This window comes from uncultured Gimesia sp., assembly GCF_963976445.1.
Classification (GTDB): domain Bacteria; phylum Planctomycetota; class Planctomycetia; order Planctomycetales; family Planctomycetaceae; genus Gimesia.
Genome location: NZ_CAXBKP010000020.1, coordinates 62,902 through 77,597, shown reverse-complemented (window position 1 = coordinate 77,597; position 14,696 = coordinate 62,902). Strand labels below are relative to the sequence as shown.

General features: G+C 48.7%; 12 protein-coding genes. 8 read left to right on the top strand and 4 right to left on the bottom strand.

The window, feature by feature from the left end:
• Positions 1–74: 74 nt before the first annotated feature.
• Together AAC022_RS19625 and AAC022_RS19620 are read left to right on the top strand one after the other, a co-directional pair.
• Positions 75–2,021, top strand: a complete 1,947-nt coding sequence (locus tag AAC022_RS19625; RefSeq protein WP_339733715.1) for a VCBS repeat-containing protein — start codon at positions 75–77, stop codon at positions 2,019–2,021.
• Between the two features lie 33 nt (positions 2,022–2,054).
• Positions 2,055–2,621 carry a DUF1802 family protein gene (locus AAC022_RS19620; RefSeq protein ID WP_339733713.1) on the top strand — a complete coding sequence of 189 codons (567 nt, stop codon included), beginning with the start codon at positions 2,055–2,057 and terminating at the stop codon, positions 2,619–2,621.
• 71 nt (positions 2,622–2,692) lie between these two features.
• Here AAC022_RS19620 and AAC022_RS19615 read toward each other — a convergent pair whose 3' ends face one another.
• Both AAC022_RS19615 and AAC022_RS19610 read right to left on the bottom strand, forming a co-directional pair.
• Positions 2,693–4,012: a nucleotide sugar dehydrogenase gene (locus tag AAC022_RS19615; protein WP_339733711.1), complete on the bottom strand. Its 1,320-nt coding sequence runs from the start codon at positions 4,010–4,012 to the stop codon at positions 2,693–2,695.
• Positions 4,013–4,321: 309 nt separating this feature from the next.
• Positions 4,322–6,412, bottom strand: coding sequence for a M3 family metallopeptidase (locus AAC022_RS19610; RefSeq protein ID WP_339733709.1), 2,091 nt, complete (start codon positions 6,410–6,412; stop codon positions 4,322–4,324).
• A 432-nt stretch (positions 6,413–6,844) separates the two neighbouring features.
• On the opposite strand from AAC022_RS19610, the gene AAC022_RS19605 reads away from it, so the two are divergent.
• The 6 genes from AAC022_RS19605 to AAC022_RS19580 all read left to right on the top strand — a co-directional run bounded on the left by AAC022_RS19605 (position 6,845) and on the right by AAC022_RS19580 (position 12,308).
• On the top strand, positions 6,845–7,729 hold the full coding sequence (locus AAC022_RS19605; protein ID WP_339733708.1) for an alpha/beta fold hydrolase: 885 nt from the start codon (positions 6,845–6,847) through the stop codon (positions 7,727–7,729).
• An 86-nt stretch (positions 7,730–7,815) separates the two neighbouring features.
• Positions 7,816–8,229 carry a hypothetical protein gene (locus AAC022_RS19600; protein WP_339733707.1) on the top strand — a complete coding sequence of 138 codons (414 nt, stop codon included), beginning with the start codon at positions 7,816–7,818 and terminating at the stop codon, positions 8,227–8,229.
• Between the two features lie 56 nt (positions 8,230–8,285).
• Positions 8,286–9,344, top strand: coding sequence for a lysylphosphatidylglycerol synthase transmembrane domain-containing protein (locus tag AAC022_RS19595; protein WP_339733706.1), 1,059 nt, complete (start codon positions 8,286–8,288; stop codon positions 9,342–9,344).
• Positions 9,345–9,383: 39 nt separating this feature from the next.
• Entirely contained in the window at positions 9,384–10,361 is a 978-nt protein-coding gene (locus AAC022_RS19590) for a glycosyltransferase family 2 protein (RefSeq protein ID WP_339733705.1), read from the top strand.
• 98 nt (positions 10,362–10,459) lie between these two features.
• The gene (locus AAC022_RS19585) at positions 10,460–11,854 is read left to right on the top strand and encodes an MBL fold metallo-hydrolase (protein WP_339733704.1); all 1,395 of its coding nucleotides are present in this window, start codon (positions 10,460–10,462) and stop codon (positions 11,852–11,854) included.
• Between the two features lie 7 nt (positions 11,855–11,861).
• Positions 11,862–12,308: an ASCH domain-containing protein gene (locus AAC022_RS19580; protein WP_339733703.1), complete on the top strand. Its 447-nt coding sequence runs from the start codon at positions 11,862–11,864 to the stop codon at positions 12,306–12,308.
• A gap of 19 nt (positions 12,309–12,327) precedes the next feature.
• Here the strand turns inward: AAC022_RS19580 and trpA are convergent, their stop codons facing one another.
• Positions 12,328–13,149 carry a tryptophan synthase subunit alpha gene (gene trpA, locus AAC022_RS19575; RefSeq protein WP_339733701.1) on the bottom strand — a complete coding sequence of 274 codons (822 nt, stop codon included), beginning with the start codon at positions 13,147–13,149 and terminating at the stop codon, positions 12,328–12,330.
• Between the two features lie 68 nt (positions 13,150–13,217).
• Positions 13,218–14,423: a tryptophan synthase subunit beta gene (trpB, locus tag AAC022_RS19570; RefSeq protein WP_339733700.1), complete on the bottom strand. Its 1,206-nt coding sequence runs from the start codon at positions 14,421–14,423 to the stop codon at positions 13,218–13,220.
• Between the last annotated feature and the right edge of the window lie 273 nt (positions 14,424–14,696).

The window sequence follows — 14,696 nt, the reverse complement described above, 5'->3', positions numbered from 1 at the left end:
CATAAATTTTTGAGATTATAGCACGTCCCTGCTTTTTGAACGATACTACTCATTCCGTTTTAGGAAATTCTATTATGGTCGCTCAACGTCTGTTTCGAACCCTTTCAACTCTCTGTTTCACTATCCTGGTTTTATCAAGTGCATCGTATTTGCCTGCGGAAGAGCTAGAGCAATTAACCTACCATAATCCGGAGCTTGAAGTCGATTTGGGCGTAGGGCTATGGGCTTGGCCACTTCCGATGGATTTTGATGGCGATGGTGATATGGATCTGCTGGTTTCCTGTCCAGACAAACCATCCAATGGGACTTATTTCTTCGAAAATCGATCAGATGGTAAACAGAAAATGCCTGTCTTTGAGCCGGGGGTTCGTCTGGGGAAAGGCTATCATAATACTTGCCTCTCATCGGTTAATGGAGCTCCTCGTGTTTTAGTTTCAGGGCGGGAAGTGGTCGATTTCAAAAAGAAGGGTTTTGATAAACTGACTTCGTTGCCCGTCGACCGAAACGTGCATGGGAAAAAAGTGCGTGCGAACCAATGGTACTATGTTGATTACGATGGCGATCAGGGTCACGACCTGATTGTGGGGGTCGGCGACTGGAGCGACTACGGGTGGGACGACGCCTACAACGAACAGGGGCAGTGGACCAACGGCCCGCTGCATGGCTTAGTTTATGTGCTGAAGAATTCTGGTACGGATGAAAAGCCCAATTATGAAAAGCCCGTCAAGATCAAGGTCGGAGATCAGCCTCTGGAAGTGTTTGGCTGGCCTTCTCCCAATTTTGCCGACTTTGATCATGATGGTGATCTGGATCTGCTTTGTGGCGAATTTCTAGATCAATTAACTTATTTTGAAAATACAGGAACGCGAACTGCACCTCGCTACGTGGCCGGTCGTCGTCTGGCTAATAATGGGCAGCCTTTTCAGATGGATCTTCAGATGATTGTGCCGGCTACGATTGACTGGGATCAGGATGGCGATACGGATCTGGTGATTGGTGATGAGGATGGACGCGTTGCGTTCATGGAGAATACTGGCGAACTGCTGGGAGGGCTGCCTCAGTTTCTTCCACCTCGTTATTTCCGGCAAAAAGCAGCCGGAGTTAAGTTTGGTGCATTGGCAACACCTTACGCCTATGACTGGGATGGTGACGGGGATGAAGATCTGATCTGTGGTAATACCGCTGGTTATATTGGTTTGATTGAGAACTTGGATGGAAACTCAAAGTCACCGAAACTGGCTGCACCTCGTTATCTGGAGGCAGGCGGCCGACCAATTCGGATTCAGGCAGGACCCAATGGTTCGATTCAAGGTCCCTGTGAAGCGAAGTGGGGCTACACGACCCAGACTGTTGCAGACTGGAATGAAGATGGTCTGCCTGATTTACTGGTGAATTCGATCTGGGGAGAAATTCTCTGGTACGAAAATATTGGAACGCGGAAAGAACCGAAGCTCGCTCCCGCGCAGACAGTGGATGTGGAATGGAAGGGCACTGCCCCCAAGCCAGCCTGGAACTGGTGGAATCCGCGTGGGAATCAATTGGCGACACAGTGGAGAACGACTCCGGTTGCCGTCGATTTCAATCAGGATGGTCTTACCGATTTGGTGATGTTGGATCATGAAGGTTATATTGCCTTCTTTGAGCGCGTTCGAGATGGGAAAGAACTTAAGCTGTTGCCCGGCCAGCGAATTTTTGTGGATGAGTCTCTCAAACCGATTCAACTGAATCCCAAACGGGCCGGCGGCAGTGGGCGTTATAAACTGCATGTGGTCGACTGGGATGGCGACGGACGATTGGATCTACTCGTCAACAGTATGAATGCCAACCTTTTTCACAATGAAAAAACCGTTGATGGAAAAGTCGTCTTGAAAAACCAAGGGCCCCTCAGTTCACGAAAGCTGGCCGGACATACCAGTAGCCCTTGCACGGTCGATTGGGACAAGGACGGGATTCGTGATTTGATCGTCGGTGCCGAAGACGGTTATCTGTATTGGATGCAAAATCCACGTTCGAAGAAATAATGAAAATACAGTTTTCAATTGACTGGTAGAAATATGCTGGCGCAGAATCGAATTGCATTTAAAGAATGGGGCGCTGGCTGCGCTGCGTTAGGGCAGGGCAGGCAGACAGTGATTGTTCGCAAAGGGGGCATTCACGAAGGGGAACAGGGCTTCCGCGTTGACCATCGCGAGTTCTGGCTCTTTCCGACGCGTTTTCATCAGGGGGCAGAGCAGCTGCAGCCGGAATCCAGCGATTTGCTCCAGGCACCGATTGCAATTGAGCCCGCTTCAGGGAAAATCATGCTGGCGTTATATGCCGTGGTTGACAAAGTTTTAGAAATCAAAGAACCGTCAGTGCTTCCCCTGTTGAATGCGATCCAGGTATTAAATCAGGAAACGATTCAGCAGCGGTTTGAATATAAAAAAACCGGCTTGTTTGTATTACTGGTTCGCGCTTATCAACTGCCTCAACCGTTTGAGATGGAAAATGAAACGCACTACGGTGGTTGCCGAAGTTGGGTTGAATTGACTCAGGAATATTCAACCAGCAGTCTGACGCCCATCTTGACCGCTGAGCAGTTTGAGCAGCAGCAACAGGCATTGGGAGAGATTATTGCCTGATTTAAAGAGCATCATGCAAACAAAAACAGCCCGGTTAGTGATCAACCGGGCTGTTGTGATTTCGTTTCTGTCTATGCTTTATAGATTTTCTCTCGCCCCTGTGTGACATTCTTTGTCGCATTTCGCGTATCCAGAATCATGCCTGAATGTTTGACGATAAAGTCGTAGTCATAGGCACTGTGATCGGTGGCGATCAGCACGCAATCTTGTGCTGCCAAATACTCGGGCGTTAATTCCTGGCTTTCCATTGCGGGAACATTGTGATGACGCATCTTGGGAAGACTTGGAATGTGTGGATCATTATAAGTGAAATCCACGCCTCGTTCGAGCAGCAGGTCTAACAGATGAAACGAAGGACTCTCACGGGGATCGTCTACGTCTTTTTTGTAGGCAACGCCCAGCATGCAGATTTTACTTCCCTTGAGCGGCTTACTCTGCTCGTTGAGAAATTCGGCCAATCGATCAATCACGTAGCGTGGCATACGAGTATTGACTTCCCCCGCTAACTCAATGAAACGTGTGGTGAGGCCTTCCTTGCGTGCCAGCCAGCTTAGATAGAACGGATCGATGGGAATACAGTGTCCTCCCAATCCCGGGCCGGGATAAAAGGCCTGGAACCCGAAAGGCTTAGTTTTCGCTGCATCGATGACTTCCCAGACATCAATGCCCATTCTGTCAAATAATGTTTTGAGTTCGTTGACCATCGCGATATTTACTGCGCGGTAGGTGTTCTCCAGAATTTTACAGGCTTCAGCGACTTCCGGTGAGGAAACGGAAACCACATTTACCACTGCATGTTCATACAAGGCAGCCGCGATCCGTAAACTGTTTTCTTCCATACCGCCAACCACTTTGGGGATTCCGGCCGCAGAAAAATCCGGGTTGCCGGGATCTTCGCGTTCCGGGCTATAGGCGAGATAATAGTCTTCGCCGATCTTGAGGCCTTTGGAATCTAGAATCGGCAGCAGAATATCCCGCGTTGTTGTGGGGTAGGTTGTGCTCTCTAATACGATCAGTTGACCGGGGCGTAATGATTCGGCGATGGCTTTTGCTGTGTTTTCAACATAACTCAAGTCAGGATCGCGACTGGTGGTCAGCGGGGTCGGAACGCAGATCAACAGTGCATCTGCTTCTTTCATCCGTGATAAATCGGTGGTTGATTCAAACTGTTTTTTTTCCAGCCAGCCGGAAACTGTTTTTGAAGGGATGTGTTGAATATAGCTTTTACCGGCCTGCAGTTGGTCGACCTTGTTTTGATCAACGTCGAAACCCATTGCTTTGAAACCACTGTTCACAAAGGCATCAATCAGGGGAAGTCCTACATATCCCAAGCCGATAATACCAATGATTGCAGTTTTATCCTTAATCGCCTGCTCAAGCTGATGTGCCATCTAAGTGCCGTCCTTGTTTAAGTCAATAATGCAGGTAAATACTGCTGCTGAGTCGGCAGGATCATATCAGTCGAACTTATTTCCTGCAAGCATTTTGGTGGAGGCCCTTCAATAGGGGATTTCGCTCAATGGATCGCCTGAAATTATTCAGCTTTCAGCGACTGTCACTGTGCATCCAGCACGAACATCTGGAGACACATTCGGGGGTTGGGAATCTGAAAACGCAACGCACAGTGCCTCAATGCGTCATTTCCAGAGTGGGGAAACAGACGCAATGAGCCTGTGCTGCGACATCAGAATCAGACTGTTTTATAGCAGTCCTGTATGGCGTAACAGTGGTTCAGGGCTGGGTTCACGGCCGCGGAACTCTTTAAAGAGGTCCATTGGATGGCAGCTGCCGCCCATAGCGAGAATCGTATCACGGAAACGTCTTCCCGTTTCCGCTACAGCCTGTTCGTTATCAAGGCCTGCTTCCTCAAAGGCACTGAAGGCATCGGCGCTAAGAACTTCCGCCCATTTATAGCTGAAGTAACCGGCTGAATATCCTCCAGCAAAGATGTGTTGGAAGGAGCACAGAAAACGATCATCCGGGAGCATTGGCAGTATCGATGCTGTCTGGCTGACTTCGCGCTGGACATCGAAGACGGTTTGCGAGCCATCCGGATCAAATTCACTGTGCAGTTTCAGATCGATAACACCAAATTGGATTTGACGCAACATTTGTGTTCCTGCCTGAAAATTACGTGCTGATTTAATTTTTTCAAATAAATCATCCGGTAACGTTTCGCTGGTTTCGTAATGTTTGGCCATGCCCAGTAGCGTCGGTTTATGGTAGCACCAGTTTTCCATGAACTGGCTCGCCAGTTCGACGGCATCCCACTCCACACCATTAATACCGGCAGCATCTGCTTCGTTGATCGTGGTCAACATGTGCTGTAAGCCATGTCCAAATTCATGGAAGAGCGTTTCGACTTCGCGGAACGTCATCAAGGACGGCTTGTCTCCCACAGGCGGTGTCGAATTGCAGACCAGATGTGCGACCGGAATTTGCACATTCCCTGCAACAATTTTACGGCCGAGGCAATCGTCCATCCAGGCACCTCCGCGTTTATCTGCGGGGCGTGCATAAGGGTCGAGGTAAAATCCGGCAATGGGTTCACCTGCTTCATTTGCAATATTGAAATAGCGGACATCTTGATTCCACACAGGGATTTCTTCTGACACAGAGGTGACGGTAATGCCAAAGATTCGATTCACCAGCTGGAACAGGCCATCCAGGACTTTTTCCAGAGAGAAATAGGGGCGTAGTTCTTCATCGGTGTAGCTGAAACGTTTTTCTCGCAGTCGTTCGGACCAAAATGCAAAATCCCATTGGATGATCGGCTCCGTTTCTCCCTGCTCTGCAGCAAATTCTTGCAGTTCTTTTAAATCCTGCTGACCTGCGTCCCATGAAGCAGTGCGGAGTCGTTCTTCCATTTCCAGGACTGCATCAATGCTGGGAGCCATTTTCTCTGCCAGACTCACTTCTGCGAAATTCTGATAGCCGAGGAGTTGTGCTTTTTCTTTGCGCAGCTTCAGGATTTGTGGGATCAATGGCGTATTATCAACGTCTCCTTCAGAGGCACGTGTGATAAAAGCACGATACACTGTTTCGCGCAGATTCCGATTTTTACAATGTTGCATGAACGGGCCGAAGCAGGGGAAATCCAGACTGATCCTCCAGGGGCCCTGTTCAGGAGTGGCTTCGGTGTCGGCCTCTTTGTCTTCCCAGCTGTTATAGGATTGTGCCGTCAGTTGTTTGAGACTGTCTGGAAATCCTGCTGCATCATTGGCATCAGTGATAATCAACGAAAAGGCTTTTGTCGCGTCCAGAACGTTGTTCGAAAACTTGGTTGCCAGGCGAGACAGTTCTGTTGCGATTTCATTAAACCGGGTGAGTTGTTCTCCTGAGAGACCAATTCCGGCAAGTTCCGCTGACAGAATGCGTTTTTCGATAATCCTGCGTTGCGCGTCATTGAGCTCATTCCATTCACTGTTATCGCGCAGGCTTTTCAGAGCTTCATAGATTGGCTTGCTTTGTTTGATACGCAGTGAAAAAGCAACCACTTCCGGAAGCACACCTTCATAGGCTTCGCGCAGTTCGGGTGTATTATTTACGCCCAGCAAATGTCCGATCGCTCCCCACGATCGTTCCCAGGGGTAGTCTAACTCTTCTAGCGGCTGCATCAGACCTTCCCAGGATGGTTCTGCCTGTTCTTCGATCTTTTTCACTCCGGCATTTGATTGTTCCAACAACGCCTGTACGGCAGGCTCGATGTGTTGCGGTTCGATCTGATCAAAACGGGGAAGGCCCTCTAAAACCAGTAAGGGGTTGTCTGCTAACGTTTTTTGCTGATCCATACTAAAAACTATCCTTTTGGGGGAATCTCTGATATTCAAAGTAATTGGCATTCCTCTGCCGGATCATAGTCCAAAATTGATCGGCGGGGCCATCTTAAAAAAATAGAAGACTTCATTAAAAGGCATTTTATATATTCGATGAATCGATACAATGCCCTGTAGGATTTTACTTGATAAGTGTCCCAGACTGATACCTCGGAAGGCGTGAAATGAGTCGCGTTTTCGCTCGGAATCGTTTTTTCTCGTGTTTCTAAGACCTCTTGGATCGAGCATTTTTTGATGTATGATCGTTTTGCTAAGGTAGAACGCCTGCTGACTATCTGGACGGGACTCGTTTTGTCGGGGTTTTTCCCTGTCTTATGTGGGGCAGAAGAGGCTGAAGATTCGGCTACAAAGAGGAAAATCGAGGAGATTCAAAGGGAAATACTAGCTATGAAAACATTGGGCGGTCGTCAGTTTTGGGGTGATGTGCAGTTTTATCAAGGCTGGAAAATTCAGCAAAATGTGATCAGCAAGCATTATCGGCTGCTGAATGCAGAAGATCAGCGTCATGCGAGTGGGACACTGGAAGTATGTCGGGCTCGGTTGGAAGAAATTAAGGCAGCAAATCAGCTTAAACCGATGCAGGGGAAAGCCGTCGTATTGATTCACGGTATCATTCGCTCGTCCAAATCATTTGAGAAATTAAAGGCCGCCTGTCGGCAATCCGGTCGAATGGTGGTACCCTTTGATTATCCCAGTACACAACGCACAATTCCGGAGAATGCAAAATATCTGGAACAGGTGATTAACTCCTTGGAAGGCGTCGATGAGATCGACCTGGTGGTACACAGCATGGGAGGGCTGGTGGTTCGATCCTGGTTGGCGCAGCAAACGGACGTCGATCCCAGAATCAAGCGGATGGTTATGCTGGGCGTGCCGAACCGGGGGGCGAACATGGCAGACCGGTTTCGCTCGAATCTGTTATTTAAAGTCATCTTTGGCCCGGCAGGTCAGCAACTGGTAACCGAAGCCAACAGTGATTTTATCGCCAGTCTACCGACGCCTCCTTTTTCTTTCGGAATTGTGGCGGGCGGACGGAATGCCTTGAAGGGGTATAATCCGCTGATTCGTGGAGATAACGACGGGACAGTAGGCGTCAGCAGCACGCGTTTACCAGGTGCTGCCGACTATGTTTTACTGCCGGTGTTACATTCTTTTATGATGAGTGATTCCGACACCATTGCTTGTACGATGCGTTTTCTGGAGACTGGTACATTCCGCGAATCTGGTAAAGCACAGCCGATTCCGATCGTAGAAACAGAAACGGTTCCCTGAACGCGATCACGATCAATTCAGAATACTCAATCAGTTTGATAGAATTAAAATTTTCCAACAGAACCGCATTGAATGGGCCTGAGGTTATGGAACGCGACAAACGACAGCTGCAGTTACTGTCAAAACTGCAAATCGTTTATGGGATTGTGAATGTATTTGTTTCGTTCTACTTTTATAAAGTCACCTCCGAGATGGTACGTGATTATCAAAAAGTGCTCGAGGAATCCAATCCGGAAGTTCAAGTCGGTTTACTACTGGGCTTCGGTTTTGTCCTGTTCTTAATCGGAGTCGTGGTTTTATTCTGTATTATTTTGACAGGACAGTCATTGGCGCGATACGAGAATTATCAGTATTGTCTCATCATCGCGGTACTCGAATGTCTGATATTTCCCATCGGAACGATTCTTGGAATTTATACGATTCTGGTTTTGCGACGCCCATCGGTTAAAGAATTATTCTCTGAAGCCCAAGAGGAAAAAGCGAAAAGCGGTATCAGCTAGTCACGCAACTCAACCGTTTTTCAGTCTCATACTTTCTTACGAAACACATTCTGTTTATGTCTGACGTACAAGCCATTCCTGCTTCGAAATCGGTCTCGGCTCGAGTCTGGAAATGGATCAAATGGGGGTTGCTGGCACTGGTTCTCTATTTTGTTGGGAGACAGGGGTATCAGCTCTACCAGGAGCAGAGTGAGTCGCTTACCGAAATCCAGATTAAACCCATGTGGCTGATTCTGGCGGGGTGCTGCAATTTCGTGGCCTGGTTGCCGTCTGTCTGGTTCTGGCAGCGATTGATGATCACTTCAGGAGAACAAGTAGGTTTCTGGCCCACCGCCCGAGCCTACTACTGTGGTCACTTGGGAAAGTACATTCCCGGTAAAGTGTCCGTGCTATTGATTCGAGCGACATTATTAAAAGAGTTTGGCGTGCGAGTTTCCGTGTCCGCCTTGACGGCCGCCTACGAGACCTTGGCGGTAATGGGCGTGGGGTTGGTCGTCTTTCTGGCGTTAGTACCTTATGTGTTCAATGCCGAACAAATCGCCGAATGGCCTGCCTGGATTCAGGCGATTCAAGCCCGGCCACTGCTGGTCCCGATTCTGTTTTTGTTTGCCCTGTTCGTCTCTTTACCCTTGGTGTCGCGACTGCTGAATCTGTTTTCACAAAAAATTACGAAATCCGAGGTGGAAGCATCTGCTGCAGAACCAAGACCTACTATATCGATCCGTTTACTTTACGTAGGCGTGTTTGTGTTTTTACTCAGCTGGATGTTACATGGATTAAGTTTAGGGTTCGTCATTGCTTCTCTGGGTAATTCAGGATTGAATTGGCAGGAGTGGCCTCTCTGGACGGCTGCGATTTCGGCTGCCTTCTCGCTAGGTTTTGCCGCGTTGTTTGCACCCGCTGGGTTGGGGGTGCGAGAAGCGTTGATTGCGGCAATTCTTGCCGGCTCACCGGCAATTGGACCAGTGAATGCCTTTGTTGCTGCGTTATTGATCCGAATCGTTTCGTTTGCTAGTGAAATTCTGGCTGCTTTTGTTTTATACTATGTTATCAGAAGTCGTTCAGGCGATGATCCAGCTTCGTCGCAAAAAGAAACGTCTCCTGATACAAACTAACTCAGCTATTGTTTTCCCGCTGCGAGAAAGGTCTTCGCCGTGCTCTCTATTATGATTCCTGTATTGAATGAATCCGAAAGTTTGCCACAACTATATCAGGAAATCTGTGACACAAGTCAGACCCATAATATCGATCTGGAAGTGATCTTTATCGACGATGGTTCGACCGACAGGTCCTGGGAGATTATTTCCGGATTGTCGGCAAAGGATGAGCGAGTTTCGGGGATTCGTTTTCGCAGAAACTTTGCCAAGGCAGCGGCACTGACGGCAGGTATGCGGGCGGCAAGAGGGTCTGTGATTATGATGATGGATGCAGACCTGCAGGATGATCCCAAAGAAATTCCCCGGTTTCTGGAAAAACTGAATGAAGGTTATGACGTTGTTAACGGCTGGAAAGAACGACGACTAGATCCCTGGCATAAAGTTTATCCGAGTAAGGTATTCAACTGGATGATCGCCAAGCTGACCGGCCTTAAGCTGCATGATCATAACTGCGGCTTGAAACTATTCCGTAAGGATGTCGCTGCCGAGATTCGCATCTATGGCGAATTGCATCGCTTTATCCCGGTCCTCGCGGACGCGCGTGGCTTTAAGGTCACAGAAATTCCCATTCATCACCGGGAACGCCAGCACGGGTACTCCAAATATGGCGTCCGTCGATTTTTGAGAGGGTTTCTGGACCTGTTAACGGTTCGGTTTTTAACCGGTTACGGACAGCGTCCTCAACACATGCTGGGTGCGATTGGTCTGAGCTGTCTCTTATTAGGTTTCTTAGGCTTGAGCTATCTCGGATTTATTTGGATTCTGACCAATGCCTTTGGACTGGAACTGGGACCGATAGGGAATCGCCCCTTGCTGGCCTATTCAATAGCGGCAACGATTCTGGGAGGCCAGGCAATCAGTCTCGGTTTACTGGCTGAGCTCATTGTCGCCTATACCGGCCGACATCAGGATTCCTACAGTATCTCCGAACGGACAGCCACCACCTCTCAGAACGAGCAGGAAATTATCGTCTAATCGGTCTTCTTCAACCTGATGCCTGCACTGGCTGAGATCTATTCCCATTTCTTTAAGAGTTCTCCTGTTTCTTTTTATGTCTGGAAATAAAACGTTAGATGAAAATATCTTTTCTTGGAGCAGCCGGCGAAGTGACCGGTAGCCAGCACTTGATTGAGACCGACTCACGACGAATTTTACTGGACTGTGGTTTGTTTCAGGGGCATCGTGAAGAATCGTATTTAAAAAACAGCAGGTTTGCTTATCCGCCGGATTCGGTAGATGCTGTCTTCTTATCGCATGGGCACATGGATCATTGTGGCAACCTGCCACGGCTTTACAGCAAAGGCTTTCGCGGGCCGATTTTTTGTACTTCTGCGACAGCAGATATCGCTGAGGTCATGTTGAAAGACAGTGCACGAATTCAGGCAGAAGACGCGAAATATCTTGCGAAAAAACTAAAAGAGAAGCATCCGCCGATTGAGCCCCTCTATTCAGAAGATGATGTGAATGGGGTCGCGAAATTATTTGAGCGACTGGAATATCATGAATGGCATGAATTAGGAGACGATGTCAAAGTACGTTTTCTGGATGCCGGGCACATTCTGGGTTCCGCCATCATTGAGATGAAAATCAAAGATCAACGGGAATGGCGGCACCTTGTTTTCACAGGTGATCTGGGGCGACGGAATTTGCCATTGCTCAGAGATCCGGAGACGATTGAAGGTTGCGAAATCTTAATCTCAGAAAGCACCTACGGAAACCGCGTACATGAAAAGGCATCGGATATCAAAGAGGAACTGTACCAGATTCTTGATGAAGCCTACCGTGTTGAAGGACGCGTGATTATTCCTGCTTTCAGTTTGGGGCGGACACAACAGATCATTTATTTTCTGAATGAACTGTATAACGAGAAACGCCTGCCTCACATTCCCATTTTTGTTGACAGTCCTCTTTCCACAAGATTAGTTTCTGTATTTCGGCATCATCTACAAGAAATGGATGATGAGATTCAGGAGATGATGGAAGCCGACAGAGATCCCTTCGGGTTTGCATTACTCGACTATGTTTCCACGCGCGAACAGAGTATTGCCCTCAATAAGCGGGAAGGGGCCTTTGTCGTTATTGCCGGGAGTGGAATGTGCGAAAACGGTCGTGTGCGGCATCATCTGAAAAATGGTATTGAACATGCGGAAAATACCATTGTATTGATGGGATACCAGGCTGCGAATACCTTAGGGCGACGTTTACAGCAGCGGGATCCCAAAGTGAAAATCTTTGATCGGTATTACAATGTCAAAGCCAAGGTGGTTCAACTGAGTGGGCTGTCTGGTCATGCTGACGTTGTGGATTTTAAATGGTGGTATGAGCAATCGGCAAAACAGGGGAATATTGGACAGGTTTTTCTCGTGCATGGCGAGCCGGAATCGGCAGCAGCACTGGCGGCTCTAATTCGTGATGAGTGTGATCTGGAGCCGATTATCCCCCACTATCAACAATCTTTTGAAGTCTAAGCCTGCGATGACTAAAGCAATCAAACATCCTGACATAGGTCTGCCTGCATTGGGAATCAGGCAACCCTGGGCGGAACTGATTCTGCGTGGTGTCAAAACGATCGAAATTCGTTCCAGCCAGACAAAAATTCGCGGGCCGATTTATGTTTATGCATCGAAGAAGCTGGCTAAAACAGCCCATGCGGAGCAAGCTGCTGAGCAGGCCGGAATCGATGTAGACGAACTTCCCACCGGTGTTTTGATCGGGACGGTGGAGATCATCGACTCGTTTCCCGTTAGCAAAAAACATGCGGCAGCTGCAGGAGTGCCCGCGGAGTTACTGGAAGGCAAATTTGGCTGGGAACTGGCGAAGGCAAAGCGACTGCAGAAACTTATCGTGCCTGATTATCTGCCTTATGGGGTCTGGTTTTATCCCTTTGTACGCAAGCAGACAGGCACGCGAAAGAAATCCTGAGTCATTGAGAGAGTCGGGATCAACCCTTCGTCGCTGCTACCATTTCACTGGCGTAATCTCCGATCGCAGCAATCACAGCGTCAGCAGTTTGACTGGGATCAGAAAACGCTGCGAATTGCTTTACGATGGCGGAACCAATGATAAAACCGTCTGCTTTGCCGCGCAGGGTGTTGACGTGTTTAGGCTTACTGATACCAAAGCCAACGGCCAGCGGCAGATCTGTCAGGTTTCGTAACGATTCCAGATGTGCTGTTAATTCCTGGGGAAGCTCATCGCGAACACCGGTTGTCCCGGCAACCGAGATGCAATAGAGAAATCCACTGGCGACTTGGACAATACGTTTCGCGCGATCTTCCGGCGTCAACGGTGAAATGAGTTGGATCAGGTCAACATTAGCAGCTTTTGTTTTCTCGGCGAATTCCGGGGCTTCATCGCCGGGCAAGTCAGGGACAATCAATCCGGAAAAACCGGCTGTTCCTGCTTCCTGAAGAAATTTGTCAGCGCCATAGCGAAAGATAATCGCGTAAGACACCATGCCCACCAGAGGCGGCAAGGTAACAGAAGAATCTGCCGACAGGGCTTTTAACGCTTCGAACAGGTCGTGCACATGAAAGCCATTATTTAATGCGCGGGTGTAAGACTCTTGGATCACCGGACCATCTGCAATGGGGTCACTGTAAGGGAAACCAATCTCAATCAGATCGACGCCCCGCTGGGCCAGTTCTTTGATCACGGCGACTGTGGTTTCGAGATCAGGATCACCGGCTGTGATAAAAGGCATGAATGCCATGCGGCTTTCCGATTTTAACTGCGCAAATTTCTCAGAAATTAATGTTGTCACGATTCACTGCAATACTGTTATGAGAAGAGAGGATGCGGTTCTGTTAACGATGTCTGGGACGCCAAAAACTAAATATCCCGCCCAATCAGGCGGGCGACTTCATTCACGTCTTTATCACCTCGGCCTGACAAACAGACGACAATGATTTCATCGGGGCTGGCATCACCGGCGATTTTCAATGCCTGGGCGATGGCGTGTGATGATTCAATCGCAGGGATGATTCCTTCCAGCTTTGCCATACTCTGGAAGGCTTCCAATGCTTCGTCGTCGGTGATCGCCGTGTAATTGACGCGGCCTGAATCTTTCCAGTAGCTGTGTTCGGGGCCGACTCCTGGATAATCGAGACCTGCCGAAATCGAATGCACGTCTAGCGTTTGCCCATCGTCATCCTGCAGAACATATCCAAAGCTGCCGTGCAGGACTCCTTTCGCACCGTAGCTGAGTGTACTGGCATGCTCACCTGGCTCAGGGCCTCTTCCGCCTGCTTCCACGCCGGTCAGTTTTACAGATTCATCGTCAATAAAGGGATAGAACATTCCCGCGGAGTTGGAGCCGCCTCCCACACAGGCGATGATTTGATCTGGAAGTTTTCCCGTTTGTTCGAGACATTGGACACGGGTCTCTTTACCGATGACAGATTGAAAATCGCGAACCATCATTGGGAAAGGGTGAGGGCCGATGACTGAGCCGATAATGTAATGAGTCGTTTCGACGCTCGACATCCAGTCACGCATCGCTTCGTTGACGGCGTCGCGTAGAGTCTGTGAACCGCTGGTCACGCCGCGAACTTCTGCGCCCATCATTTTCATATTAAACACATTGAGCTTTTGACGGCGAATATCTTCTTCGCCCATATAGACAATGCATTCGAGTCCAAAGCGGGCACATGCGACCGCGGAGGCGACGCCGTGCTGGCCGGCCCCTGTTTCTGCGATCACTCGTTTTTTACCCATCCTCATCGCTAACAAGGCTTGTCCGATGGTGTTATTGATCTTGTGGGCGCCGGTGTGATTGAGGTCTTCCCGTTTCAGGTAAATTTTGGCACCACCACAGTGTTCAGTCAGACGCTCGGCAAAATATAACGGATTGGGCCGACCGACATAGTTTTTTAACAGGTCGTCCAATTTGGCCTGGAAGCTGGGGTCCTGCTTCGCTTTCTCATATTCCTGGGTGAGTTCTTCCAAGGCGTGCATCAATGTTTCAGGGACAAAGCGGCGCCCGAATTCTCCAAATCGACCTGCAGAATCAGGTACGTTCGATAAGCTGGTTGTCATAGTTGGCTCAAATATAGTAACTGTAAATCAAAATAGGGTTTGCTTTGACCATTATTGAATTCCCGGTGCCGATGGTCAATGCCCGCCCCTTGGACCGTTGAGAATCAGGAAAGGTTCGATTCAAATTTGGGTGTTCAGGCCGGCGGGTACCTTGTCATATGTTCTTTGATATCATGCTTTTGAGGCGTTTTAGCCACAAAAAATGAAGTGACTAGTCAGAATTTTGTAGGAATTTGTGGAAAAGATCGATAAAATGCGAGATGCGAATTGTGA